This window comes from [Clostridium] aminophilum DSM 10710 (assembly GCF_000711825.1).
Classification (GTDB): Bacteria; Bacillota; Clostridia; order Lachnospirales; family Lachnospiraceae; genus Clostridium_R; species Clostridium_R aminophilum.
The window spans coordinates 53035-77872 of sequence record NZ_JONJ01000015.1 but is presented as its reverse complement, the minus strand read 5'-3'; the positions used below and the strand labels follow the sequence as shown (position 1 = coordinate 77872).

General features: G+C 49.6%; 20 protein-coding genes. 16 read left to right on the top strand and 4 right to left on the bottom strand.

The annotated features are described in order from the left end of the window. Positions 1–83 precede the first annotated feature (83 nt). From BR86_RS0111290 to BR86_RS0111260, 5 genes are all read left to right on the top strand, one after another. Complete coding sequence (locus BR86_RS0111290; protein ID WP_031473980.1) at positions 84–1049, top strand: lactate/malate family dehydrogenase; 966 nt, start codon at positions 84–86, stop codon at positions 1047–1049. Between the two features lie 138 nt (positions 1050–1187). Next, on the top strand, positions 1188–2318 hold the full coding sequence (locus BR86_RS0111285) for an alpha/beta fold hydrolase (RefSeq protein WP_051684770.1): 1131 nt from the start codon (positions 1188–1190) through the stop codon (positions 2316–2318). Between the two features lie 354 nt (positions 2319–2672). Next, positions 2673–5387, top strand: coding sequence for an AAA domain-containing protein (locus BR86_RS0111275; protein WP_031473976.1), 2715 nt, complete (start codon positions 2673–2675; stop codon positions 5385–5387). 238 nt (positions 5388–5625) lie between these two features. Further along, entirely contained in the window at positions 5626–6279 is a 654-nt protein-coding gene (gene deoC, locus BR86_RS0111265; RefSeq protein WP_031473974.1) for a deoxyribose-phosphate aldolase, read from the top strand. 209 nt (positions 6280–6488) lie between these two features. Continuing rightward, on the top strand, positions 6489–7067 hold the full coding sequence (locus tag BR86_RS0111260; RefSeq protein WP_031473972.1) for a hypothetical protein: 579 nt from the start codon (positions 6489–6491) through the stop codon (positions 7065–7067). A gap of 42 nt (positions 7068–7109) precedes the next feature. On the opposite strand, the gene BR86_RS15990 is transcribed toward BR86_RS0111260, so the two are convergent. Then, on the bottom strand, positions 7110–7253 hold the full coding sequence (locus tag BR86_RS15990) for a hypothetical protein (RefSeq protein WP_154661384.1): 144 nt from the start codon (positions 7251–7253) through the stop codon (positions 7110–7112). A gap of 107 nt (positions 7254–7360) precedes the next feature. Then, entirely contained in the window at positions 7361–8269 is a 909-nt protein-coding gene (locus tag BR86_RS0111250; RefSeq protein ID WP_031473970.1) for a LysR family transcriptional regulator, read from the bottom strand. 256 nt (positions 8270–8525) lie between these two features. Between BR86_RS0111250 and citD the strand changes: the two genes are divergently transcribed. The 9 genes from citD to BR86_RS0111195 all read left to right on the top strand — a co-directional run bounded on the left by citD (position 8526) and on the right by BR86_RS0111195 (position 19768). Beyond that, the gene (gene citD / locus BR86_RS0111245) at positions 8526–8825 is read left to right on the top strand and encodes a citrate lyase acyl carrier protein (RefSeq protein WP_031473968.1); all 300 of its coding nucleotides are present in this window, start codon (positions 8526–8528) and stop codon (positions 8823–8825) included. Further along, the gene (locus BR86_RS0111240; RefSeq protein ID WP_031473966.1) at positions 8822–9724 is read left to right on the top strand and encodes an aldolase/citrate lyase family protein; all 903 of its coding nucleotides are present in this window, start codon (positions 8822–8824) and stop codon (positions 9722–9724) included. The genes citD and BR86_RS0111240 overlap by 4 nt, the downstream gene beginning before the upstream one ends. Before the next feature lies 1 nt (position 9725). Continuing rightward, on the top strand, positions 9726–11282 hold the full coding sequence (gene citF, locus BR86_RS0111235; RefSeq protein WP_031473964.1) for a citrate lyase subunit alpha: 1557 nt from the start codon (positions 9726–9728) through the stop codon (positions 11280–11282). A 271-nt stretch (positions 11283–11553) separates the two neighbouring features. Further along, positions 11554–12945: a CitMHS family transporter gene (locus BR86_RS0111225; protein ID WP_031473962.1), complete on the top strand. Its 1392-nt coding sequence runs from the start codon at positions 11554–11556 to the stop codon at positions 12943–12945. Positions 12946–13412: 467 nt separating this feature from the next. Then, on the top strand, positions 13413–14582 hold the full coding sequence (locus tag BR86_RS0111220; protein ID WP_031473960.1) for a MerR family transcriptional regulator: 1170 nt from the start codon (positions 13413–13415) through the stop codon (positions 14580–14582). Between the two features lie 181 nt (positions 14583–14763). Beyond that, complete coding sequence (rfbB, locus tag BR86_RS0111215; protein ID WP_031473958.1) at positions 14764–15795, top strand: dTDP-glucose 4,6-dehydratase; 1032 nt, start codon at positions 14764–14766, stop codon at positions 15793–15795. Next, the gene (gene rfbA, locus BR86_RS0111210; protein WP_031473956.1) at positions 15795–16679 is read left to right on the top strand and encodes a glucose-1-phosphate thymidylyltransferase RfbA; all 885 of its coding nucleotides are present in this window, start codon (positions 15795–15797) and stop codon (positions 16677–16679) included. The genes rfbB and rfbA overlap by 1 nt, the downstream gene beginning before the upstream one ends. 662 nt (positions 16680–17341) lie before the next feature. After that, positions 17342–18898 carry an AmmeMemoRadiSam system protein A gene (gene amrA / locus BR86_RS0111200; RefSeq protein WP_031473952.1) on the top strand — a complete coding sequence of 519 codons (1557 nt, stop codon included), beginning with the start codon at positions 17342–17344 and terminating at the stop codon, positions 18896–18898. Between the two features lie 63 nt (positions 18899–18961). Beyond that, complete coding sequence (locus BR86_RS0111195) at positions 18962–19768, top strand: TIGR01906 family membrane protein (protein WP_051684769.1); 807 nt, start codon at positions 18962–18964, stop codon at positions 19766–19768. A gap of 148 nt (positions 19769–19916) precedes the next feature. Here BR86_RS0111195 and BR86_RS0111190 read toward each other — a convergent pair whose 3' ends face one another. After that, on the bottom strand, positions 19917–21050 hold the full coding sequence (locus BR86_RS0111190; RefSeq protein WP_031473948.1) for an acyltransferase family protein: 1134 nt from the start codon (positions 21048–21050) through the stop codon (positions 19917–19919). A gap of 83 nt (positions 21051–21133) precedes the next feature. Further along, positions 21134–21688 carry a dihydrofolate reductase gene (locus BR86_RS0111185; RefSeq protein WP_242841606.1) on the bottom strand — a complete coding sequence of 185 codons (555 nt, stop codon included), beginning with the start codon at positions 21686–21688 and terminating at the stop codon, positions 21134–21136. Positions 21689–22150: 462 nt separating this feature from the next. Here BR86_RS0111185 and BR86_RS0111180 point away from each other — a divergent pair, with 462 nt between their 5' ends. Further along, positions 22151–23038, top strand: coding sequence for a sulfide/dihydroorotate dehydrogenase-like FAD/NAD-binding protein (locus tag BR86_RS0111180; protein WP_031473944.1), 888 nt, complete (start codon positions 22151–22153; stop codon positions 23036–23038). Then, on the top strand, positions 23038–24429 hold the full coding sequence (gene gltA, locus BR86_RS0111175) for an NADPH-dependent glutamate synthase (protein WP_031473942.1): 1392 nt from the start codon (positions 23038–23040) through the stop codon (positions 24427–24429). The genes BR86_RS0111180 and gltA overlap by 1 nt, the downstream gene beginning before the upstream one ends. The last annotated feature ends 409 nt before the right edge of the window (positions 24430–24838 follow it).

Below are 24838 nucleotides of genomic sequence, written 5' to 3'. Positions count from 1 at the left end.
GGGAGATTCATGGAAAATAAAAAAATAAGTCTATATATGTGAGAAGTGCAGGTAATCTGCGCATCGCAGGAAAGGAAGAAGAAATGAGCAGTTTAAAAATCGGAATCATCGGTGTCGGACACGTCGGGGCGCATGTATTGTATACGCTGGCGCTGCAGGGGCTTGGAGACGATTTTGTGATCGCCGATCTGGAGGAGAATCTTCCGAAGGCGCGTGCGGAACGTCAGGATGTTCTCGACAGTACTGAGTTCCTTTCACATCCGGTTCGTGTGGAAGTGGGGCAGATCGAGGATCTCGGTGACCGGGATATCATTGTCAATGCGGTCGGAAACATTGCCATGCTGAAGGGAACCCACACGAGACTCACCGAAATGGAGTTTAATGTCCGCGCGGTCGCATCCTATGCGGAACGCCTGAAAAAGAGCGGATTCAAGGGGATTCTGATCAATATTTCCAACCCGTGTGACGTCATTACCAAGTGGCTGAATGATCTTCTGGAGCTTCCGAAAGGACATGTTTTCGGCACCGGTACCGGCCTAGACACCGCAAGACTGAAGATTCGTCTTCAGCAGCAGACCGGAATCGATGCAAAGAGCATCTCTGCTTATATGATCGGCGAACACGGAAATGAGCAGATTTCGGCGTGGAGCGCGGTGAATTTCAACGGCATCCCGCTGAGTGTGAAAGCGCAGCAGGATCCGCGCTTCCGCTTTGACTTAAATGAGATGGAGAAGAGCGCACGAGAGGGCGGATGGACAACCTTTAACGGGAAGTTCTGCACCGAGTATGCGATCGCACTGACGGCAGCCCGACTGGTGGATATCGTCAGCAACGACAAGCACAGCATTGTCCCGGTCAGCTGTGAGTTGGATGGCCAGTACGGCGAGTCGGGGCTCTTTGCCGGCGTTCCGGCTGTGATCGGAAGAAACGGCGTGGAGGAAGTGATTGAGCTTTCGCTCACCGGGGAGGAAAAAGAGAGATTCCATCAGTGTTGTGAAGGAATTCGGGCCAATATCGCCGAGTCGAAGAAGATCTTTGCCGCACTGTGACAGGAGATTTCTGATGCGGCGGACAGGGTTGTGCACTCCAAGTGCGTTCCGCGGGAAAAGACGGCGGAAGGGTTCCGAAAACGGTTTTGAGAATCGGCTTCGAATATGTGATAAGATTGGAGCAGAGGGGGATGGTATATGAAAAAAGGAAAATCATACTTTTTTGGAATCTGGATGCTGACCGCACTGCTCCTTTTTGCGATGAACTCATGCGGACCGGCGAAGGCAGAGAGTGCTGCGGCCGGTTTGGAGAAATCATCGGTTCACCTGTCGGAGTCGGCACAGCAGAACGCGGGAGATCTGCCTTCCGGAGGAGCGAAGACTGCGCCGGGAAATGCGCCGGAACCTGCGTCGGAAACGGCGGTTTTCAATTCGGCGGCAGATGCAGAACAGGGGGAAGGATCTCAGGAAGCGTATCGCTATGAAGAATATCCGCTTGAACGCAATCACCAGTCGCTTCATCTCGACTGTGTCAACGCAGAGGGCAACGAGACAGAGCGGAACATTTTGCTCGTTCACGGCGTGACGTACTCTTCTCATGAATTCGACATCGACTATCAGGATTACAGCCTGGTTCGTGCGCTAACACGGGAAGGATACGCGGTCTGGCGGCTCGATATTGCCGGATTCGGTCAGTCGGAGCCGGTCGAAGATGGATTTCTTCCGGATTCGGACTATGCGGCGGAAGATATCCATGCAGCCGTGGAGAAGATTGTGCAGGTGACCGGTCAGGATAAAATCGATGTTCTCGGATGGAGCTGGGGAACGGTGACGACCGGAAGATTTGCGGGCAAATATCCGGAACATGTAAAACGTCTCGTATTGTACGCGCCGATTCTGAGCGGCGTCGGTGAGGCGGAAGTGTCCGAGGCCTTCCATCACAATACGTGGGAGCACGCGGCGGATGATTTTCAGCGGAAGGCGGACGGAAGCTTTGACTATGACTGCGCGGACCCGGTGCTGATCGAGGTATTCTGTTCAAATTGCTGGCATTTTGACGGGGAGTTTAGCCCGAACGGCGGACGCCGTGACATCCTCGTTCCGGCATCCGAGTCTCTGATCGATCTCACAAAACTGAAGATGCCGACGCTAATCATCTGCGGAGATCGTGATCCGTATCTGAATTACGACCGGATCAGGGATGTGCTCACACAGCTGCCGGAGGGCTCTGAACTGGAGATGATTCCGGGCGGATCACACGTCGTGTACATCGAAAAGCCGTACTATCACGACTTCCGGGAGAGACTGTTACGGTTTCTTTCGAAATGAGAATAAACATTTGATTGAGAAATCCCTGATCGTGATGATTATGATCGAGATGATTTCCGGAAGGCGTGGGATGAAGAGTCTTCTCCGGGGAATAAAAGAAAAGTAATTGTATAAAATGATAAAAGCAAGGAATGTGGCAAATATGCTGTATTTCTTGCTTTTTTTCTATAGAAGCATAACAGTATTTTGAAAGATCGGTACACCGCCGGTCTTTTCATAGCTGGCTAAATAGTCGGGCAATACCGTTTAGATTCACAGACAGATCAGCAGAAAACATTGGTGGTGGTACAATGTAAAGGTATATATGCAGGGAACAGGTTCGCCGGAGATTGATTTGCATATTGGGGGATATCTATGGATCCAACGAAATTCATGGTTATAACAAAAAATGAAATATGCACAGAACGTGTGAAATCTTGCGTTTATAATGTGGATAAGGATAAATATGATGTCACATTTACAAATAACAGACTGTACTCTTATGCACGGTATAATGTTGCGTTTTTGACGAATCCAACTATTCTGAATGCAGATGACTACATGATTGTGACGCCGGATGGAAAGAGCCTTTTTGATATTAAGTCAATTTATCAGTTCGACAATAAAGGTGAAAAATACTGGTGCCTGATGTTTGAGGGATTCATTCTGAACTATAAGAAGAGTGAACTGCACATTCATGAGAATTGCTTATCGAAACCGAAATCCAGGAATGTATTTCAATATTTGACGGAAGTATCGGAATTAGGTGATATTCACAATGATAAAGGGGAAAATGTTCTAAAGAAAAACTATGATCGGATCAGTTTTATCCCGGATAATCGTGCGCTCAGCCTCTATCTTGATTCGGGCAAACCATCACAACGATTGAACTGTAATGGAGTAATCTTCCCGTTTGGTTGCAATCAAAGCCAGTATAAGGCGGTCAAAAATGCACTTACTAATCAGCTCAGTATCATCCAGGGGCCTCCCGGTACGGGGAAGACACAAACCATATTGAATATCATTTCGAATCTTATCGTTTTGGGTAAGACGGTTATTGTCGTGTCGAATAATAATTCAGCAACTCAAAATGTCATGGAAAAGCTTTCGAAGCAAGAATATGGCATGGATTTCTTAGTGGCTTCTCTTGGAAGTGCAGAGAATAAAAAAGCTTTTATAGAAGGACAAACGGGGAAATACCCGGATCTGTCTTCGTGGGTTAATGAAGGCGATGTAGATTCGTTAAAGGAAGAAGCATCGGAACTCGCAGATAAGCTGCAGAATTTCTATCAGTTGCAGGAAGAGTTAGCGGTATTAAAAGAAAAACGATATGAGATAGAGATCGAGTCGAAGCATTTTGATGAATTTAAAAATGATACGGCGGCTGACTATAAGGCTATTAAAATCCGTGGAAAGATGACAAGTGACAGGATTATGAGACTTTGGCAGGAACTTCAGGATAAAGCGGATGCCATGAAGGAATTGTCATTTTTCTTTAAGATAAAAAGTATTCTGTTTTACGGTATCGCAAATTGGAATTTTTATAAACAGGATTTATCAAAGATTATTACCGTATTGCAGGAGCTGTATTATGATCAGTCCCTTCGTGAATATGATGATAGGATTCAGGCCGTCACAAGTGAACTGGAGCAATTCAGCGGAGATTATGCAAAGAAACTTGAAACCCAATCACTTGCCTATCTAAAAGCATACGTGGCTGGAAAATATCATTGGAGCGAATCTCGTGTCAGATTTACGGGTGAAGATTTATTCCGAAACGCGGAAGCTGTGTTAAATGAATATCCGATTGTTTTAAGTACGACGTTCTCGGCACTGACCAGTTTAAATTGGCAGAGTATTGAATATGATTACGTGATTATGGATGAGGCCTCGCAGGTTGACATCGCTACAGGGGCATTGGCACTGTCGTGTGCAAAGAATGCAGTGATTGTAGGAGATTTAAAACAATTGCCGAATGTGGTGACGCAGGATGTCGAGAAACGGGCTGATAATATAAGAAATAAATATAACTTAAAGGATGCATATGATTTTTCCCGAAAGAGCTTTCTGCAATCTATTGTTGAAATACATCCAGAGGTAGAATCGACTCTTTTAAGAGAACACTACAGATGTCACCCGCGTATTATTCAGTTTTGCAATCAGAAGTTCTACAACAATGAACTCGTCGTGATGACGGAGGATGATAAGCAGGGAAAATCACTTAAGGCAGTTAAAACAGCAGAAGGAAACCATGCAAGAGGAAATTACAATCAAAGACAGATTGATATTATCCGGGATGAGATATTACCTTCGTTAGATGTGCCGGAAGAGAATATTGGGATAATAGCACCGTATAATGATCAGGTGAATGAAATCCGCAAACAGATCCGCAATATCGATGTTGCGACAGTACACAAGTTTCAGGGGCGGGAAAAGGATGTCATCATTCTTTCGACAGTTGATAATCAGATACGCGATTTTACGGATGATCCATATCTGTTAAATGTTGCAGTGTCGAGAGCGAAGAAACAGTTGATTGTTATTGTTTCCGGAAACGAACAGGAAAAGTCAGGAAATATCACCGATCTAATTTCATACATTCAATATAACAAGATGGATGTTGTAGAAAGTAAGGTGTATTCTGTTTTTGATTATCTGTATGCGCAGTACCGAAATAGACGATGGGAGAAATTAAAAAAACAGAACATATCCGAATTTGATTCGGAGAATCTCACTTACTCTTTGTTAATGGACATTCTGAAAGATGTACCGGATTACGGTGTGGTATGCTTTGAACCAATGGCAATGATTGTTCGGGATGTTACGGCTCTGTCAGATGAAGAGATGCGATATACGATGCATCCGTCGACTCATGTTGATTTTGTGATTTACAATCAGTTTAGTAAACAGCCTGTTCTTGCAATTGAAACGGATGGTTACGCATATCATAAAGAAGGTACGGAACAGTATGAACGAGATGAAAAGAAAAATCACATCTTAGAGGTTTGCGGCGTTCCGCTGATCCGATTAAAAACGAATGAGAGTAACGAGCGGGCGAGAATACGACAGGCGTTAGGATTAAGTATATGAAAGAATAAAATGCCACTCTGGGTAACCGGGGCAGGGGCGATATTTCAAAAGAAACAGGAGAAGTGCATTTTAAGTTTACCTGTGATATGGCAGCAACCGTCAGAAAGGTAAAAGAAAACGGCGATGAGTCGCTTACTCTTGGAGATTTCTGGAAGTGTATTATGGGAGAAAGGTTTATGCAGTGTATAATAAAAGATAATCATGCGGTCATGATACGACAGAAAGAGAGGAATCTGCGATGACTTTAGAACATATTTTGACCATGGTGGATCACACATTGCTTTTGCAGGGCAGTACCTGGGAGGAGATCCGGAATATCTGCGATCAGGGAATGAGATTTCACACCGCATCGATCTGCATTCCGCCGTGTTATGTGAAACGGGCGAGCGAATATATGGGACGGAAACTGCCGATCACAACCGTCATCGGGTTCCCAAACGGCAACATGACGACGGCGGCAAAAGTGTTTGAAGCAAAGGATGCGATTGCGAACGGTGCGGAAGAAATCGATATGGTGATTAACATCGGGGAACTGAAAGCGGGAAACGATTCCTATGTTCTCAATGAGATCAATGAAGTGAAAGCCGTCTGCGGCCCGCATCTTCTGAAGGTGATCATTGAGTGCTGTCTTCTCACGCAAGAGGAAAAGATCCGGATGTGCAGGATTGTCACAGAATCGGATGCGGACTATATCAAGACATCGACCGGTTTTTCCAGCGGCGGCGCCACCTTTGAGGATGTGAAACTGATGGCGGAACACATCGGACCGAATATCAAGATTAAGGCGGCCGGCGGAATCGCCTCCGTCGAGGATGCGGAAAAATTCATTTCTCTTGGGGCGAGCCGCTTGGGGACAAGCCGGCTGGTGAAGATTGCGCTGGAGCAGGGATGAAGAAAGCCCGAAATCGACAGAACGAAGAAAACAGCCCAAAGATGTCTGGCCGAAACGGGGATTTTGGTGACGGGAAAAGTAAACACATGAAAAGGTTTGTAAATTATTGAGATTATTTATGACATCATACCAATAATACCGTATAATAAGGTTAAATCTATTCGTTTTTATGAGGTTGACCGGCTTATCAGGAAGGAAGGCAGAATTATATGAAATCCGATGTAATTGTAATCGCAAATGACGGCAGAGGCATGGATGAGGCACTTGAACAGGCAGAGAAGGTCGCACTGTACAAGGGTCTTGCGCATAAAGCAGCGCTTCATCTGAGACTGCTGACCGAGGAAATGATGGGAATGATGCGCTCCATTACCGGAGAGAGAGAAGGAGAGTTCTGGATTGAAGAGGAAGGCAGGGAGTTTAGTCTGCATCTTCGTGTCGAGACCTTGATGGATTATGATAAACAGGAACAGCTTCTTGCCGCTTCTTTTAGCGGAAAAAATGAAGCGGCGAAGGGAATCATGGGCAAGATCCGCACCTTCTTCGATCCGATGGACTGGGCAGATGCTCCGACGCCGACGACTCTGGATCCGATGAACATGATGTTTTCCTGGTCGATGATCGAGTATCGCCAGTCGGTAAAAGAGATGATGGAACAGGAAAGAGCCGGCGCGGAGGAAGCGTGGGACGAACTGGAAAAATCGGTTGTATCAAATCTTGCCGATGACGTCAAAGTCAGCATCAAGGGACGCATCGCCGAGATGATCATTTTGAAGAAAGTCAAGGACTGAATACCGGATATTGAAAAAAATGCTGCCGCTCGTTGCGTTCCATCAACGATGCGACAGCTTTTTTTTGTACCAGCCCCAGTATATTTTCCGGTTCAGTCTGGAAAGCGCAGAGGACAAGGCGTAACACAGTTCCGCAAGGACGGCAAGAAGATAGAAAAACATGTTTACGGTTTCTGTGTAACTCATTGGATGATCTCCTCATTTCACTTTATGTGAATGTGAAGTTTTCAGGATTTAACCTTAAAAATATTATATCATATACGGATATTTTTTCCTCTCACGGTAAGACCGGATTAGGATTTTGCGTCGTAATCCGGCTTCAGGATCCGGATGAAATCCCGTACATAGTTGTTGAGATACTGGTCCTGACGCCGGCAGATATAAAAATGACGCTCGTGCGAGATCTCTCTTACCGGGTAAGTTACGCACATTTCGTAGATCTCCGGGCTCATATCAATATAGTTTTTGGGACAGAGCATGACCGCATTGCATGGGGCCAGAGAACGTTTGGCAACCTCGATACTTCTGGTGGAAAAGAGCCGTTCCGGCCGGAGATGACAGGCTGCAAACAGATGATCCTGTGTAATCCGGACGCTGTGTCCTTTTTTGATGTAGATGAATTTCTCGCGGGCTGCGTCCATTATGCTGATCGGCGTTCCGGCGGGAACAGAATGCGCAAGTTTGGTGGATTTCGCGGCGACGAGAACCGTTTCCTCGTTGGCAATCAGGATGTATTCGAGATCATTGATCTTCGGCGAGGTTGTAAGACAGGCAAGATCCACTTCTTTCTGCATGACCTGATTTTCCAGTCTGTCGGAACCGGATTCTACCAGTTCCAGCTTTACATTCGGATATTTTTCGTGGAATTTCGGAAAAACCTGTGGTATGATCTCCATCGCGCGCAAAACCGGGATGCCGATTTTTAGGGTTCCGCGGGAACCGGCGGCGATCTCGTGAACCGCGCGGGAGAGGTTTTCCTCGATATTCAGAATATCGCGGGCAGCTTTGATGTAATACTCGCCGGCCGGCGTGAGGCTGATCGGATTGGAATATCGGGTAAAGATTTCCGCATTCATCTCGGTTTCGATTTTGCGGACCATCTGGCTGAGAGACGGTTGGGAAATACAGAGAACCTCCGCTGCTTTGCTGATGCTTCCTTCTCGGAGAATTGTCAGCATATAATTGAGCTGTCGGTCATTCATATATTTTTTCCTCCATATTCAATGAATAACATGATTTATCAGATAAATTAACAAAGATAGAGTTTTTTCGAACAAACCGCATAAATAGGCGGGCTTTCAATTTCCTTATTTGGGCATGTCTACTATAACATAAGATAAAAACTATATCCAACATAGAATAAGAGATTCTTGTACAAGAAATAGTACAATGCTACCATTGAGTGACGAAAGATACATAACTGCTTCCCGCGTCCGGGAGGCGTAAAGGAGGATACATATGGATATTAAGAAACCTGCTGTTGCGGGCACACTGGAATCCAGTGACTGCATGGTAACGGTTGAGCCGGGACAGGGTAAGATTGATTTCAACCTGGACAGCGCAGTTGCTCATCAGTTTGGTAATGAAATCCGCAAGGTTGTACTGGAGACGCTCGAGAATCTTGGCGTGAGCGATGTGAAGATCTCCATTGTCGATAAAGGTGCACTTGACTGTACGATCAAAGCCCGTGTTGAGGGTGCTGTATTCCGCTCTGTAGAGCAGTATGACAATTTACCGTGGGGAGGTGCGATCCGATGATCAATGCGAATAAGAAACGCCTTAGAAGAACCATGATGTTCCTGAACGCGCAGAAGCCGTCCCTGATCAAGGATCCGTACATCTACAAGCCGGATTCCATCATGTTGGATCTGGAGGATGCGGTTGCAGAGAACCAGAAGGATGCGGCGAGATTTTCTCTCTATCATGCGTTAAAATCCATCGATTACAGAGGCTGTGAGCGCGTTGTACGTATCAACGGTCTGGACACCGATCTCTGGAAAGAGGATATCCGTTGTTCCGTAGCGGGCGGCTGCGATGTCATCCGTATTCCGAAGACGGAGACCGGCGCCATGGTTAAGGCGGTTGAGGATGAAGTGATCAAGGCTGAGAAGGAATTTGGCCGTCCGGAAGGTTCCACTCTGATCATGGCAGCTCTGGAGTCTGCAAGAGGCGTACTCAATGCTCTTGAGGTCTGTGAGTCCTCCGAGAGAATGATCGGTGTTGCTCTCTCCGGCGGTGACTACACAAAGGACCTTCAGACACACATTACCGGTACCGGCGTTGAGCTCATGGGCGCAAGACAGCACATGATCATCGCGGCAAGAGCGGCAGGTGTTCAGTGTTTCGATACCGTATGGACCAATCTGGATGATATGGACGGCTTCCGTGAGGACGTTCAGAAGATTCACGATATGGGATTTGACGGAAAGTCCATTATCAATCCGCGTCAGATCAACGTTGTTCACGAGATCTTCACCCCGACGCAGAAGGACATCATCTTTGCGGAGAAAGTTGTCCGTGAGATCGACTCCAAGAAGGCACTCGGAATCGGCGTATTTACCGTTGACGGCAAGATGATCGACATTGCCTTCTATGACGGCGCAAAGAGAACGATTGAACTTGCGAAGGCATCCGGCGTATATAAGGGGGAATTATAATATGTTAAATGCAGTAGGCAGAGAGATCCCGGAAGAGATCCTGAAAGAGACCGGAAAGCAGCCGTATCAGGGTGCGTTCCACTTCGACAGCGTTGAATATAAGAAAGATGCCCCGAAGACACGTCCGGTCATTGATCCGAAGAAGAGCAAACTTCTTTCCAGCATCCATGAGGCGCTGGTAAAATGCGGAATCAAGGATGGCATGACCATCAGTTTCCACCATCATTTCCGTGAGGGTGATAAGATCGTCAACATGGTTATGGATGAGATCCACGCGATGGGCATTAAGAACCTGACCATCTGTGCAAGCTCTCTTGGAAAGCAGAACAATCCGATCGTTCCGTATATTGAGGATGGCACAATCACTTCCATTCAGTCTTCCGGCGTTCGCGGAGGAATCGGTGAGGCGATCTCCAACGGTAAGCTGAAGGGTCTTGCAATCATGAGATCCCACGGCGGAAGAGTAAGAGCTATCGAGAGCGGAGAAGTTCACATCGATATCGCATTCATCGGTGCTTCCTCCAGCGACGATTACGGTAACCTTTCCGGTATGCGCGGTAAGGCAAACTGCGGCGTTCTTTCTTATGCTGCGGTTGATGCGGAGTATGCGGATAATGTTGTTGCCATCACCGACTGCCTTGTTCCGTTCCCGAACTATCCGGCACAGATTTCCATGACCAACGTGGATTATGTCGTAGAGGTGGATTCCATCGGTGATCCGGAGAAGATCGCAACCGGTGCGGCAAAACCGACCAAGGATATGAGAAAGCTTCTGATGGCTGAGTACTGCACACAGGTTGTAGCGAATACTCCGTGGTTCAAGGACGGATTCTCCTATCAGACCGGTGTCGGCGGTGCATCCATCGCTTCCACCATCTCTCTTGCAAAGATCATGAGAGAAAAGGGCATCAAGATGGGCTTCGGTCTCGGCGGTCTTACCAAGCCGATGTGCGAGCTTCTGAACGAGGGTCTGGTTGGAAAACTTTTCGACACCCAGGACTTTGACATGGATGCCATCGAGAATGTAAATCATCCGGAGCATTATTACATCACAGCCGGCGAGTATGCGGATCCGTTCAACAAGGGCGCATTTGTCAACAAGCTGGATTATGTTATTCTTGCCGCTCTTGAGGTAGACGTTCACTTCAACTGTAACGTAGTCGTTGGCTCTGACGGTATGATCACCGGCGCACAGGGCGGACATCCGGATACAGCAGCGGGTGCAAAGTGCACCATCGTAATCGCTCCGCTTCTTCAGGGAAGAATTCCGGCGATCTGCTCCGATGTTACCACGGTTACCACTCCGGGAGAGAGCGTTGACGTTGTTGTTACCGATTACGGTATCGCAATCAACCCGAAGAGACAGGATATCATCGATGCGCTGAAGGACACCAACCTTCCGATCAAGAGCATCGAGGAGCTTCGCGACATTGCCTACAGCATCACCGGTGAGCCGAACAAGGTTCAGTTCGAGGATCGCATTGTCGGCATCATCGAGGCAAGAGACGGTTCCGTCATGGATGTCGTAAGACAGGTAAAGCCGTTCGAGTTTAACTAAAACGTATTTTCCAGTGCGGACAGCGGTGGGCTTCAGTGTGTGGCTGCCGGGAAAGCAGATGAAGCATTTTCCGGCAGATGGAGCCGAACCGCAGGACGGACTGTTAAAGAAACGCTGATCGTAACAGCGGAAACGAGACGAAACACGCCATGCGGGTTCCGCTCGCGAAAAACGACTTCGGCGCCGGTCGCATATGGTATGGGTGAGGCCGGAAAAGGGGAACTGCCGAAGGAACCTTCAACAACACCAAAGGTAAAAAGGAGACAAACAGATGAGTACTACACTTGTCGGAATTTTAGGATTCCTGACCATCGTCGGAATCGTCGTTACTCTGTTTAAGAGTAAAACACTGCCGAGTATCGCGTTCATTGTGTTCCCGATTATTCTTGCATGCATTCTGGTAGCAGGCGGCTACTATGATGTGGAGCAGATCGGAAAGCTGATCAAGGGTGGATTTGGTTCCACCGGACCGACAGCAGCACTGTTCGTATTCTCGGTTCTGTACTTCGGTATCATGACCGATGCAGGTATGTTCGATGTTATCATCGGTAAGCTGATGAAACTGGTCGGTGACAATGTCATCGGTGTTACGGTTATGACTGCGATCATCGCGCTGATCGGTCATCTGGACGGCGGCGGTGCTTCCACGTTCCTGATCGTTATCCCGTCCATGCTTCCGGTTTACAAGAAGATGCACATGAGACAGACCACACTTCTCCGTGTTGTCGTTCTTGCGATGGGTGTTCTGAACCTGATGCCGTGGGCTGGACCGACCATGAGAGCAGCTTCCGTACTTGGTATGGAGTCCGGTGCTCTGTGGCATACCATCATCCCGATTCAGGCATTCGGTATCGTACTCTGTCTTGCACACGCAGTTCTTGCCGGTGTTCAGGAGAAGGCAAGAGGTGCAGGTCTTCACGGTAAGCTCGCACAGGAAGAGGGCGAAGTAACAGTTGAAGAGAAGAAGAATGAGCTCGGCGATCTTGCAAGACCGAAGCTGTTCCTGTTCAACATCGCTCTTACCGTAGCAGTTATCGCAATGCTGATCTGGGATCAGTTCCCGTCCTATGTTCCGTTTATGATCGGTGTAGCAATCGCTATCCTTGTAAACTACACTGACATCAAGATGCAGAAGAAGATCATCAACAGCCACGCAGGCCCGGCTCTCATGATGTGCTCCACTCTGATGGGTGCAGCAGTTCTGATGGGTATCCTGGTTTACGGTTTCAACGACAAGGGCGCTGCTGCAATTGCAAAGCCGGGCGTTGAGATGCAGATTCAGTCTGTTGTAAGCTGCATGGCGAACCTGATCACAATGGTTCTTCCGGCAAGCATCGGTCAGCACCTCCCGCTGGTAATCGGCATTCTGTCCGTACCGCTGGCACTGGCATTCGATACCGATTCCTACTTCTACGGAATGCTTCCGATCATGATGGCAATCGGTGCAAGCTTTGGTGTAGAGGCACTTCCGATTGCGGTTGCCATGGTTGTATGCCGCAACTGCGCAACGTTCATCTCTCCGATGGTTCCGGCAACTCTGCTTGGTATCGGACTTGCGGATGTAGAGATCAAGGATCACCTGAAGGCTTCCTTCATGTATGTTTGGGGCTTCTCCATCCTTTGCATGGTTGTAGCGGTAGCCGGTGGCATCATGCCGCTGTAATTTCAGAGTATCCGCGATTGGAAATCTGAGAAATTCATTTATTACGCCGTAAGGCGTTCGCCTCTCCGGCCGGGCGCCGGAGAGGCATCTCCATCAAAATCCGATATTTGGTCATATCGAATATTTACGTAAAACAATCATAGCAGGACCCGGTTTCTTCTTCTGGAAGAGCCGGGTCCTATTCGTTTATGTTGCGGACAATTCTTCCCCGGATGCTCCTATGACTTAACGAGCTGTAGAACTTTGCACGCCGCGGAGAAGAAGAGGCCGGTATTCATCAGGGCTTGCGCGTCTCGGATGGGAAGCGATCTGCCTGCATCGGGGGCTCGGTCATTTTGTTTGGATACGGGTGTGATATACTGAATGAGACAGAACGGCAGCATTTTCCATAGGAAAGAGAACATAGTTATAGAAGAGAAAGCATAGCAGGATATGACGGAGAATACAGAGTGGACGGAGGCAGAGAGATGGAATATTATTCTTCCGGGGAGTTTGCCCGGAAAGCGCATGTGACACAGCGCACAATCCGTTATTATGACGCGAAAAACATTCTGAAACCATCCTTTAAGACCGAGGCGGGGGCAAGATTTTATACGGATGAGGATCTGGCCAGACTTCAGCAGATCCTTCTTTTGAAATACCTCGGTTTTTCGCTGGATGATATCCGGGAGATTACGCTTGCATCCGCAGACCGGCATTTTCTGCTGGACTCGCTTCTGGTTCAGCGGAAGCTGGTGGAGGAACGGGCGGAGACCATGCATGCGATGATGAACGCCATTGATTCGGCAGTGGACGCGCTTCGCGGCGAGCAGATGATCAACTGGGAGAGTATGCTGGATCTGATTCACATGACGGCGATGGAGAGAAGTCTGAAGACCCAGTATCAGAACGCGACGAATATCGCTTCCCGAATCCGGCTTCACCATGACTATTCCGTGAACCGGCAGGGATGGTTTGCCTGGGTGATGGAGCAGTGTGGTCTTCGGGATGGAATGAAGGTTCTGGAGATCGGATGCGGAAATGGCGCATTGTGGTCGGAAAACGCGGATCGGATTCCGGATTCGATTGAGATCACGCTCTCCGATATCTCCGACGGTATGCTTCGCGATGCAAAGCGCGCGCTGGGGAAAGACCGGAGATTTCATTTCCGGCGGTTTGACGGAGTGAAAATCCCGTATAAGGATGAGAGCTTTGATCTGGTGATCGCCAATCATGTACTGTTTTACTGTGACCCGCTGGAGAAGGCCCTCGGGGAGATTGCCCGTGTGCTGACAAAAGGCGGACGGCTTGTGGCCGGAACCTATGGCCGGGCGCACATGAGAGAGATCACAACGCTCGTGCAGGAGTTTAATCCGGAGATTGTGCTGGCAGCCGAACATCTCTATGACCGGTTTGGACTGGAAAATGGCGGCGAGGCGCTAAACGGGATTTTCCGGAATTCTGAGCTGAGACGGTACGAGGATGCCATTGAGATTTCGGATGCGGAGCCGCTGATTGCTTACATTTTGTCCTGTCACGGCAATCAGAACCGGCTTCTTTTGGACCGTTACAAGGAATTCCATGACTTTGTGAACCGGAAAGTGAAGACTGGTTTTCATATTACAAAGGATGCAGGAGTGTTTCTTGCGGAAAAATAGCGCAAAACAACCAAAAACCATTCGGCAGTTTTGTTGCATGTGCTGATTTTGCATGATATGATAGGAAAAGACTTGAAGGTGACGTAACGTCACCTTTTAGAATCTACAGCGTAAAGAAACAGAGGCCTCAAATCAGTGAGAAATCTATTGTAACGAGACATTACCTTGAGGAGGATAAAAGATGAATATTATCGTAACCGGCGGCGCCGGGTTTATCGGCAGTAACTTTGTGTTCCATATGCTGGAGAAGTATCCGGACTATCGCATTGTCTGCGTGGACGCGCTGACCTATGCCGGAAACCTTTCCACACTGAAGTCCGTGATGGACAACAAGAATTTCCGCTTTGTCAAGCTGGATATCTGTGACCGCGAAGGCGTGTACAAGCTCTTCGAGGAGGAGCATCCGGATATGGTGGTCAATTTTGCGGCGGAGTCTCACGTTGACCGCTCCATCGAGAATCCGGAGATCTTCCTTCAGACCAACATCATCGGAACCGCGGTTCTGATGGATGCATGCCGCAAGTATGGCATCAAGAGATATCATCAGGTTTCCACCGATGAGGTATACGGAGACCTTCCGCTGGATCGCCCGGATCTGTTCTTCCACGAGGATACTCCGATCCACACTTCCAGCCCGTACAGCACTTCCAAGGCTTCCGCGGATCTTCTGGTCATGGCTTATCACAGAACTTACGGCCTTCCGGTAACCGTCAGCCGCTGCTCCAACAACTACGGCCCGTACCAGTTCCCAGAGAAGCTGATCCCGCTGATGATCGCCAACGCGCTGGCGGATAAGAAGCTTCCGGTATACGGCGAAGGTCTCAATGTCCGCGACTGGCTCTATGTCGGCGACCACTGCAAAGCCATTGATCTGATCATTCACAAGGGTACCGTCGGCGAGGTATACAACATCGGCGGACACAACGAGATGAAGAACATCGACATTGTCAAACTCATCTGCGAAAACCTGCAGAAGCCGGAGAGCCTGATTGAGCATGTAACCGACCGCAAGGGTCACGATCAGAGATATGCCATCGATCCGACCAAGATCCACAATGAACTGGGATGGCTTCCGGAGACCATGTTCAAGGACGGCATCAAGATGACCATTCAGTGGTATCTCGACAACAAGGAGTGGTGGGAAAACATCATTTCCGGCGAATACCAGAACTACTACAATGAGATGTACGGAAAGAAAGAGGTGATTGGCTGATGAAGGGAATCGTTCTTGCGGGCGGCGCGGGAACCCGCCTCTATCCGTTGACCATGGTGACCAGTAAACAGCTTCTTCCGGTTTACGATAAGCCGATGATCTATTATCCGCTGTCCACGCTGATGCTGGCGGGAATCAGGGATATTCTGATCATCTCCACACCGACCGACACACCGCGTTTTGAGGCGCTTCTCGGCGACGGAAGTCAGTTCGGAATCAATCTTTCCTATAAGGTTCAGCCGTCACCGGACGGACTTGCGCAGGCATTTATCCTCGGCGAGGAATTTATCGGCGACGACGCGTGCGCGATGGTGCTCGGCGATAACATTTTCTACGGAAACGGTTTCCGCAAGACGCTGAAGGCTGCTGCGGAAAGCGCGGAGAACGGAAAAGCAACCGTATTCGGTTACTATGTCAATGATCCGGAGCGCTTCGGCATCGTCGAGTTTGACGAGAGCGGTAAAGCCATCTCCATCGAGGAGAAGCCCGCCAAACCGAAGAGCAATTACGCCGTAACGGGACTCTATTTCTATCCGGCCGGCGTGAGCAGAATGGCCAATGAGGTAAAGCCGTCCGCCAGAGGGGAGCTGGAGATCACGACGCTGAATGACATGTATCTTCAGAAGGATCAGCTGAATGTGCAGCTGCTGGGCCGAGGCTTCGCATGGCTGGATACCGGCACAATGGCGAGTCTTCTGGAGGCGGCGGAATTCGTCCGCACCATCGAGGAACTTCAGGGCATCACCATCTCCGCACCGGAAGAGATCGCATACATCAACCATTGGATCGACTCTGAAAAGCTTCTGGAATCCGCAGAGAAATACGGAAAGAGCCCGTACGGAACCCATCTGAAGGCCGTGGCGGAAGGAAAACTGAAGTACTGATCACGGAAATGCAGATATCAGGGAAAGAATTAGTATAAATGAAGCATATTTCAAAGTATTTGGGATTCTTTGTTTTCTGGATCGCTGAATTGACCGTAATTGCGCTGTTTTGTCTGCGGTTGTTTGTTTCAGCTTTAGAACCGTATAAGAATATGTTGTATGCCGGCGCAATACTGATTCTTGTGATTCAGATATGCCAGTATTTTTTTGGAAATAAATTTTCGGTGTTGAATGTGGAAAAGGTTAAAACGGAAAAGCCGGCCTTATATAAGGCATATGAGAATTCATTCAAATTACTTTTTCTGCTGCTGTTTCTCGTATCGATTATGACAATACAGGTTTCCAATTCATGATGATCCATGTCTGATCGGGAATGAGACGCAAAGACGATCAATCATCCTTCGTACAGTAAATGCAGCGCCATGACATCGAAGGAGTACTTTCCGAACATCGCAGTTATGTATACTGGAAAGAGCAGGCAACCGCCGGATGCGCGGAAGCCTGCTCTTTTCATATATCAAAATATTTTTTATAATGGATAACATAAGATTGCAACCGGGATCCGTTGACATCGGATGACAGAATCGGAGACAATGCGAAAAACAGGACGGATCCGAAAACCTCTTCACCGGAAATGGAAAATACGCGGGAGGCGACAGTCTATGGCGATCGTTGGTGCATGTATGGTTCCACATCCTCCGATGATTATTCCGGAGATCGGACAGGGAAGCGAAAAGAAAATCCGGAAAACAATTGCCGCCTATGAGAAGACGGCGGAGTTTGTCGCGGACTGTGAGCCGGATACCATTGTTCTGGCATCTCCGCACAGCGTGCAGTATCTGGATTATTTCCATATTTCTCCCGGATACGGGGCGGACGGTGATTTGGGAGAGTTCGGCGTGAAGAATGCAAAATTTCACGTGGATTACGATGTCCAGTTTACGGAGATGCTCTCGAAACTTGCCCGAGAAGCGGGAATTCCGGCCGGAACCCGGGGAGAGAAATTTCCGGCTCTCGATCACGGAACCATGGTGCCGCTCCATTTTATCAATCCGAAGTGTCCGGAGTATCAGCTTGTCCGGATTGGCCTTTCCGGGGAGACGTTTGAAGACCACTACCGGCTGGGAATGCTGATCCGCGACACGGCGGAAATTCTCGGAAGAAGAGTGTTCTTCGTGGCCAGCGGCGATCTGTCCCATAAGCTCCGCAAAGACGGACCTTATGGATTTGATCCGGCTGGTCCGGTATACGATGAGCGGATCATGGATGTCATGGGCCGGGGCGCTTTCGATGAGCTTCTGGATTTTGACGAGAATTTCTGCAACAGGGCGGCGGAGTGCGGCCATCGGAGTTTTGTGATGATGGCGGGAGCGCTGGACCGGACAAAGGTTCGTGTGAAAAAGCTGGTCCATCAGGATGTGACCGGTGTGGGGTACGGAATCTGTGTCTACCGGGCGGGAGGTGAGGACCTTTCCCGGGATATGCTGGACCGGTGGCTGAGGCGGGAAAAGAAAAAGCTCCATGCGCGGCGGAAGAAGGAAGACCCCTACGTGCAGCTTGCAAGAAAAGCCGTCGAGGAGTATGTCCGGGGAGGGGAGACGATCCGGGAAAAAGATGCGCTGAGAGAGATTTTTGGAGAGCGGATTCCGGATCCGGATGGCGATGAAAAGAACCATAACGACGGAAACAATTCCGACCGTTCTACGGAGAAGATCCAGGATCGAAGAGCGTGGAATCAGAACCTGCCGGAATTAACGGAAGAGGATTTGGATGATGAAGCCGCTTCGGTCTGGGAGAATCTGACAGAAGGCAGTGCCGGCGTCTTCGTGTCAATCCATAAAAAGGGCCGTCTTCGCGGCTGTATCGGTACCATCAGTGCGGTGAAAGATTCCATCGCCGAGGAGATTTCCACCAATGCGAGGAGCGCCTGCTCGGCGGATCCGCGGTTTGAACCGGTGAAGATATCGGAACTGGAGTGGCTGGACTACAGCGTGGATGTTCTGGGGAAGACGGAGCGGATTGAATCTCCGGAAGAACTGGATGTGAAACGGTACGGTGTGATCGTGACGAAGGGGAATAAGAGAGGTCTTTTTCTCCCGAATCTGGACGGTGTCGATACCGTGAGACGCCAGATCGAGATCGCAAAGCAGAAGGCAGGAATTGATCCGAAAGACCGGGACGTACAACTGGAGCGTTTTGAAGTAGTAAGGCATTATTGATAATCGGGCGCCGCACACTCGTGACTTTCGCGTGTGGTGTCACAAATGGCAGCAGGGGGGAATATGACAGAATCACCAAAGGACACGGAGCAGAGGGCAGAGGATGTCCGGGATAATTGGAATGGTGTAAGCGAAAAAAAACGCACAGAAGGAAAGAAAAGATCGTGGACGGAAGGTATTCTCTCTGCGGTATTTGCCCTGGCGCTGCTCTTTACGGTGCTTATCACCTCCTTCGAGGCGGTCTGCTATTGGACTCCCGGACTCTACGACCGGGAATTCCGGAAATACAATGTGCCCTTTCTTTTAGAATATTGGAAGGGTGACCGGATGGCCTATGACGGCATCAATACCGTGATCGACGAGACCATGCTTTACCTTCGCGGAGAGCGGGAGAATCTGATCGTGGAAGTTCCGGTCAACGGAAAACTTCAGGGATTCTACCGGGAGGATGAGATCTCCCACATGACGGATGTCCGGGAGGTGTTTCTGGCCGCGATGCGGATGCGGTCGGCGGCGATTCTGCTTCTCATTCTGACCGCGGGATATCTGATACGGAAAAAGGGAAGGGAAGCCCTGGCGATTCTTGGCTGCGGATATCTCAGGACGTGTCTTGTGATCCTCGGAACAGCGGCGGCATTCGGCGCGCTTTGCGCTTCTGATTTTACAAAGTATTTTACGGTCTTTCATGAGATCTTCTTCTCACAGGGAAACTGGGAGTTTGATCCCCATGTCAGCCGTATGATCTGCATCATGCCGGAAGAGTTTTTCTCGGATATTGCGCTGCGGATTCTGATCACATTTCTTTGCAGTGCGGGTGTACTGGGGATTCCGGCAATCATAATAAAAAAGAATGGAAAGGGATGCAAATAATTCAATTATTCTAAATTCCTGGATTAAATATGAAAACAATATATATTTTGCCAAAATGCTATTTTAGTGGAGTATTCGGAGAAGAAAAGCAGTCGGTTCATGCCGGCTGCTTCTTTTTGTCAAAAAAATATTTTGTTTTAATACTGGGTTAATGGTATTTCCTTTTAATTTGGTCAAGTACTGTTCCGGACAGTGTCGGGATAAGTACGCCTGCAACAATGTAGACCGGAGTGAGAAAACGGAAGCCGACGGGCAGGCTGGAAAGACCATCCGGTGACGCATGCAGAATCAGTCTGCAGTAGAGAAGATCGATCATCTTAAATACAGCAAAATGCAGCGCCATGATATCGAAGGAGTATTTCCCGAACGTTGCCATCATGTTGGACAGAGGCCGGAGAAAACGGTGCTTCTCAAGAAAGTCGGCAAGGCTGAGAACGTGATAGGCACCCACCAGCGAAAAGAGATAGTAGAGTACGCCCGGAATGTTCAGAACGGCGACATTGACCCGGCAGCCGATTCTCTGCATGATTTCAAGGAAAACGCCGCTGACAATCCATCCGGGGAGGAACATGAATTTCCGGTAGTCCGGACGATATTTTTGAACCATCCATGCCATCCAGTAGAGCGGGACGGCAAGAGCCGCGGCATGCATATTCAGAGGCAGAGTGACAGCTCCCGCTGCAAGCAGAAGACCGAGAAGGCCGAAGAACATTGCGAAAATGCCGGCGGACAAGGATGCACAGCGTCGGAGTTTGGCCGGTTTCTCTGCGGCAAAATCAGAACAGGTCTCCGTCCTGTCTTTTGCCGGAGCACAGTCCTTCGCGGAAGGAGCGCGGTTAAACTTGGCAGACAGCGCATTTCCCGCCCACACGCAGCCGCCGAAGAGTGCCGCGGAGGTGATCCAGACCGGGACAAACCACAGGGCACCGTGAAGCGGTTCCGGGCACTGGAAGGTGACGGAGGTGAATATGGAACCCAGTATCTGCGGGAGGGAATAGATCGGCTGATCCCGATAAATCCCGTGGGTCACGCAGAAGTTATGGATCAGGGCGAAAAATGCCGTGTATACCATGTATCTCGGCCAGACGCCGCGGACGCGGGCCGCAAAATATCCCCAGGGATTACCGGCATATTTTTTTTCGTTGTATAGAAAGCCGGTTATAAAAAAGAAGAGAGCTACATGGAAGAGATAGAGGAACCGGTGGGCGAGCCCTGTATGGCCGATTACGATGGCAAGGATGCCGATTCCCTTTACGATATCCCAGTAGGGAGAGCGATTCATATTTTTGTCCTCCAGGCTCAAGCAGACAAGCTTGCTTGTCTATTTGAGCCGTCAATCAAAGTTTGAAAGTTTACTTTCAAACTTTACTCCTCCTCCGGTTTTACATACAGCCGGTAGTGGTAGATCAGATCAAATGCGGTCTGCTCGTCGGATTCATTGTCCAGAGTCCACCCCTCTTTTTCCAGATCCACCATGAAGGTGTCGGCGTCATAGGTGTATTCGACCCGGGTGATCAGCGCCTGGTCGCAGTACGGAAGAAACTGACGGTAGATCTCGCCGCCGCCGATGATCACCACATCCTCGTCCCGGAGATCATTTTCCTTCTCCAGACGGTCAATGATGTCAATGGCTTCCTCGAGATCGGAGACAACGTAGGCATCCTTCGGATTGAAGGACGGATTCTTGCTGAGGACAACGTTGAGACGTCCCTCCAGAGGACGCATGGCACCGAAGGTCTGAAAGGTCTTTCGGCCCATGACCACGATGCGGCCCATGGTTGCGCGGCGGAACATCTGCATATCTTCCGGGATCGTGACGAGCTGCCGGCCGTCCTTGCCGATACCCCATTGCTGGTCAACGCAGGCGATCATCGCAAAATGACGGCCGGCCTTTCCGGTGAAATCGATATTTTTAAACATGGTTTGCACCTCTTTCTTTCTGATGTGATTGTCGGGCAAAACGCAGCCAAGGCTCATTCCGGAATCGTCCCCGAAGCATGGCTTTCCGATCGCAGGGGCGTCCGCTGACCGGAGTCGTTCATGTACTGTCTGTCAATTTCCCGGAAAAACGGGAGAAGCGAAGTCCATAGCCTGCTTGACAACGTTTTATTCTATAACTAAAACGTTATACAATATAGAAATGAGGAATGATAAGATTCTGTCGGATTTCACAAAACTGTGTTATAATAGCGACGTTATCTATAATCACTTGGATCAGGAAGCATTTTGCCGTCCACTATTATAGGGGAAAATGCGTTTGAAGGAAATACCGCACAGGGCAAAATCCGCGGATTGTTTTCCGGAAAACGCAGAAAACGGGGAAAGGCGGCTGGAAACTCTACGGAGAGGAACCGATGCATCCGAATAACAGGAGGGAAATCAATGTTTGAGATTCTTAAGGCGGAAAAGCTGGCCGAGCGAATCTTTCGTCTCGTAGTCAAAGCACCGAATGTCACTCATGCATGTCAGCCGGGAGAATTTGTCATTGTCAGACCGGATGAGAAGGGGGAGCGTGTTCCGTTTACGATCTGCGATTTCGATCGTGAGGCGGAGACACTGACTCTGGTTATCCAGACGGTCGGAGCAACCAGCGAAAAGATGAGCAGATACAAGGCCGGTGATCGTTTCGCGGATATCGTTGGCCCCCTTGGAAATCCGTCCGACTTTGTGACGGAGGATATCGAGGAAGTGAAAAAGAGACGGTATCTCTTTGTGGCAGGCGGTCTCGGAACCGCTCCGGTTTATCCGCAGGCAAAATGGATGCACGATCACGGCATTGAGTGTGATGTCATCATCGGCGCAAAGAATAAGGATCTCCTGATTTATACAGAGGAAATGAAGTCGGTCGCAAACCTCTATATTGCGACGGATGACGGCTCCGAGGGCTTCAAGGGAATGGTTACCGCACTGATCGAGGATCTTGTGAAGAATCAGGGAAAACACTATGATATGTGCGTTGCGATCGGTCCGATGATCATGATGAAGTTCTGTTGCATGACAACCGAAAAACTCGGAATCCCGACCATTGTCAGCATGAACCCGATTATGGTGGACGGAACCGGAATGTGCGGTGCCTGTCGTCTCACCGTCGGTGACGAAGTGAAGTTCGCATGCGTGGACGGACCGGAGTTTGACGGCCATAAAGTGAACTGGGATGAGGCAATGGAGCGTCAGCAGCTCTATAAGACCCAGGAGGGAAGAGCGATGCTCAAGCTGAAGGAAGGCGATACCCATCACGGCGGCTGCGGACAGTGCGGAGGTGAAGACTAATGGCAGATATGATGAAGAAAGTACCGGTACGTGAGCAGGACCCGCTGGTGCGTGCAAAGAATTTTGAAGAGGTCTGCCTCGGATACAATGAAGAAGAAGCAAAGGCAGAGGCGGAGAGATGTCTTGACTGCAAGAATCCGCGCTGTGTTCAGGGATGTCCGGTGAACATCGACATTCCGGGATTTATCCGTGAGATCAAAAAGGGCGATATTGCGGCAGCCGGCCGCGTCATCGCAGAGTCTTCCTGTCTTCCGGCAGTATGCGGCCGTGTATGTCCGCAGGAGACTCAGTGTGAGGGCGTCTGCGTCCGCGGAATCAAGGGCGAGGCTGTTTCCATCGGAAAGCTGGAGCGTTTCGTTGCAGATACCAACCGCGCAAACGGCGGCGTTGAGGCGGCAAAGGCTCCGTCCAACGGAAAGAAAGTTGCAGTCATCGGTGCCGGCCCGTCCGGCCTTTCCTGCGCCGGCGACCTGGCAAAGAAGGGGTACGACGTGACGATCTTTGAGGCACTCCATCAGCCGGGCGGCGTACTGACCTACGGTATTCCGGAGTTCCGTCTGCCGAAGTCCAGAGTCGTTCTTCCGGAGATCGAGGAAGTGACGAAGCTTGGCGTAAAGATTGAGACTGATGTGATCATCGGCAAGTCCGTCACGATTGACGAACTTCTTGAAGAGAGAGGATATGACGCGGTATTTATCGGATCCGGCGCAGGCCTTCCGAAGTTCATGGGAATTCCGGGTGAGAACGCCCTCGGCGTATTCTCCGCAAACGAGTTCCTGACCAGAAACAACCTCATGCGTGCATATCTGGATGAGTACGATACTCCGATCATGATGCCGAAGAAGTGCGTTGTCGTCGGCGGCGGAAACGTGGCGATGGATGCGGCGAGAACCGCTCTTCGTCTTGGCGCGGAGACACATATTGTATACCGCAGAAGTGAGGCAGAGCTTCCGGCGAGAGTCGAGGAGGTTCATCACGCAAAGCAGGAAGGCATTATCTTCCAGCTTCTGACCAATCCGGTGGAGATCCTGACTGACGAGAAGGGCTGGGTTCGCGGAATCCGCGTGATCCGGATGGAGCTCGGCGAGCCGGATGAGTCCGGAAGAAGAAGACCGGTGGAAGTTCCGGGATCCGAGTACGAGATCGAGTGCGACGCAGTCATCATGTCTCTCGGTACTTCTCCGAATCCGCTGATTTCCAAGACCACAAAGGGACTGGAGATCAACCGCAGAAAGTGTATCGTTGCCGAGGAAGAGACCGGCGCGACCAGCCGCAAGGGCGTATTTGCCGGCGGTGACGCGGTAACCGGCGCGGCAACCGTTATTCTGGCAATGCAGGCAGGAAGAGCGGGCGCGAAGGGAATCGATGAGATGCTCAGCGGAAAGAACTAAGTGGTAAGAATGTGATATATTCGGGCAAGTTGCCCGTGGGTCAGCGTAAAGAAGTCCAGCCCGGCCGGAGCGGAAATGCACCGGCCGGGCTGTTTTTTACGCGAGCAGCGAGCCAAAGCCCACGCTTGCACGAGGCCTTGGCGACCGCCGCTAAACGTTCGAAACTCGCGAAGCGTGTTTCGTCTGAATCGTCCAAAAGCCGCCCGGAGTTTTGGCGGCGACCGCCGATGAGAATACCGGACTCGCAAAGTTGCGGCATCCCGTTTCGACAAAGCATAATGTATGAACCTGTGATGAGATTGTTTTGCAGAAAAGGCACAGATGTAGTAAACTCTATGGAATGAATGCCGGTTTTTTACGAATGGGAAGATGTTTCGCGTATGGCACAGATTCAGAAACTGAAATGCCG

What these genes read in the sequence shown, in the direction of transcription:
- BR86_RS0111290 (WP_031473980.1), top strand. Translation starts at nt 84, where the DNA reads ATGAGCAGTTTAAAAATCGGAATCATCGGTGTCGGACACGTCGGGGCG.
- BR86_RS0111285 (WP_051684770.1), top strand. Translation starts at nt 1,188, where the DNA reads ATGAAAAAAGGAAAATCATACTTTTTTGGAATCTGGATGCTGACCGCA.
- BR86_RS0111275 (WP_031473976.1), top strand. Translation starts at nt 2,673, where the DNA reads ATGGATCCAACGAAATTCATGGTTATAACAAAAAATGAAATATGCACA.
- deoC (WP_031473974.1), top strand. Translation starts at nt 5,626, where the DNA reads ATGACTTTAGAACATATTTTGACCATGGTGGATCACACATTGCTTTTG.
- BR86_RS0111260 (WP_031473972.1), top strand. Translation starts at nt 6,489, where the DNA reads ATGAAATCCGATGTAATTGTAATCGCAAATGACGGCAGAGGCATGGAT.
- BR86_RS15990 (WP_154661384.1), bottom strand. Translation starts at nt 7,253, where the DNA reads ATGAGTTACACAGAAACCGTAAACATGTTTTTCTATCTTCTTGCCGTC.
- BR86_RS0111250 (WP_031473970.1), bottom strand. Translation starts at nt 8,269, where the DNA reads ATGAATGACCGACAGCTCAATTATATGCTGACAATTCTCCGAGAAGGA.
- citD (WP_031473968.1), top strand. Translation starts at nt 8,526, where the DNA reads ATGGATATTAAGAAACCTGCTGTTGCGGGCACACTGGAATCCAGTGAC.
- BR86_RS0111240 (WP_031473966.1), top strand. Translation starts at nt 8,822, where the DNA reads ATGATCAATGCGAATAAGAAACGCCTTAGAAGAACCATGATGTTCCTG.
- citF (WP_031473964.1), top strand. Translation starts at nt 9,726, where the DNA reads ATGTTAAATGCAGTAGGCAGAGAGATCCCGGAAGAGATCCTGAAAGAG.
- BR86_RS0111225 (WP_031473962.1), top strand. Translation starts at nt 11,554, where the DNA reads ATGAGTACTACACTTGTCGGAATTTTAGGATTCCTGACCATCGTCGGA.
- BR86_RS0111220 (WP_031473960.1), top strand. Translation starts at nt 13,413, where the DNA reads ATGGAATATTATTCTTCCGGGGAGTTTGCCCGGAAAGCGCATGTGACA.
- rfbB (WP_031473958.1), top strand. Translation starts at nt 14,764, where the DNA reads ATGAATATTATCGTAACCGGCGGCGCCGGGTTTATCGGCAGTAACTTT.
- rfbA (WP_031473956.1), top strand. Translation starts at nt 15,795, where the DNA reads ATGAAGGGAATCGTTCTTGCGGGCGGCGCGGGAACCCGCCTCTATCCG.
- amrA (WP_031473952.1), top strand. Translation starts at nt 17,342, where the DNA reads ATGGCGATCGTTGGTGCATGTATGGTTCCACATCCTCCGATGATTATT.
- BR86_RS0111195 (WP_051684769.1), top strand. Translation starts at nt 18,962, where the DNA reads ATGACAGAATCACCAAAGGACACGGAGCAGAGGGCAGAGGATGTCCGG.
- BR86_RS0111190 (WP_031473948.1), bottom strand. Translation starts at nt 21,050, where the DNA reads ATGAATCGCTCTCCCTACTGGGATATCGTAAAGGGAATCGGCATCCTT.
- BR86_RS0111185 (WP_242841606.1), bottom strand. Translation starts at nt 21,688, where the DNA reads ATGTTTAAAAATATCGATTTCACCGGAAAGGCCGGCCGTCATTTTGCG.
- BR86_RS0111180 (WP_031473944.1), top strand. Translation starts at nt 22,151, where the DNA reads ATGTTTGAGATTCTTAAGGCGGAAAAGCTGGCCGAGCGAATCTTTCGT.
- gltA (WP_031473942.1), top strand. Translation starts at nt 23,038, where the DNA reads ATGGCAGATATGATGAAGAAAGTACCGGTACGTGAGCAGGACCCGCTG.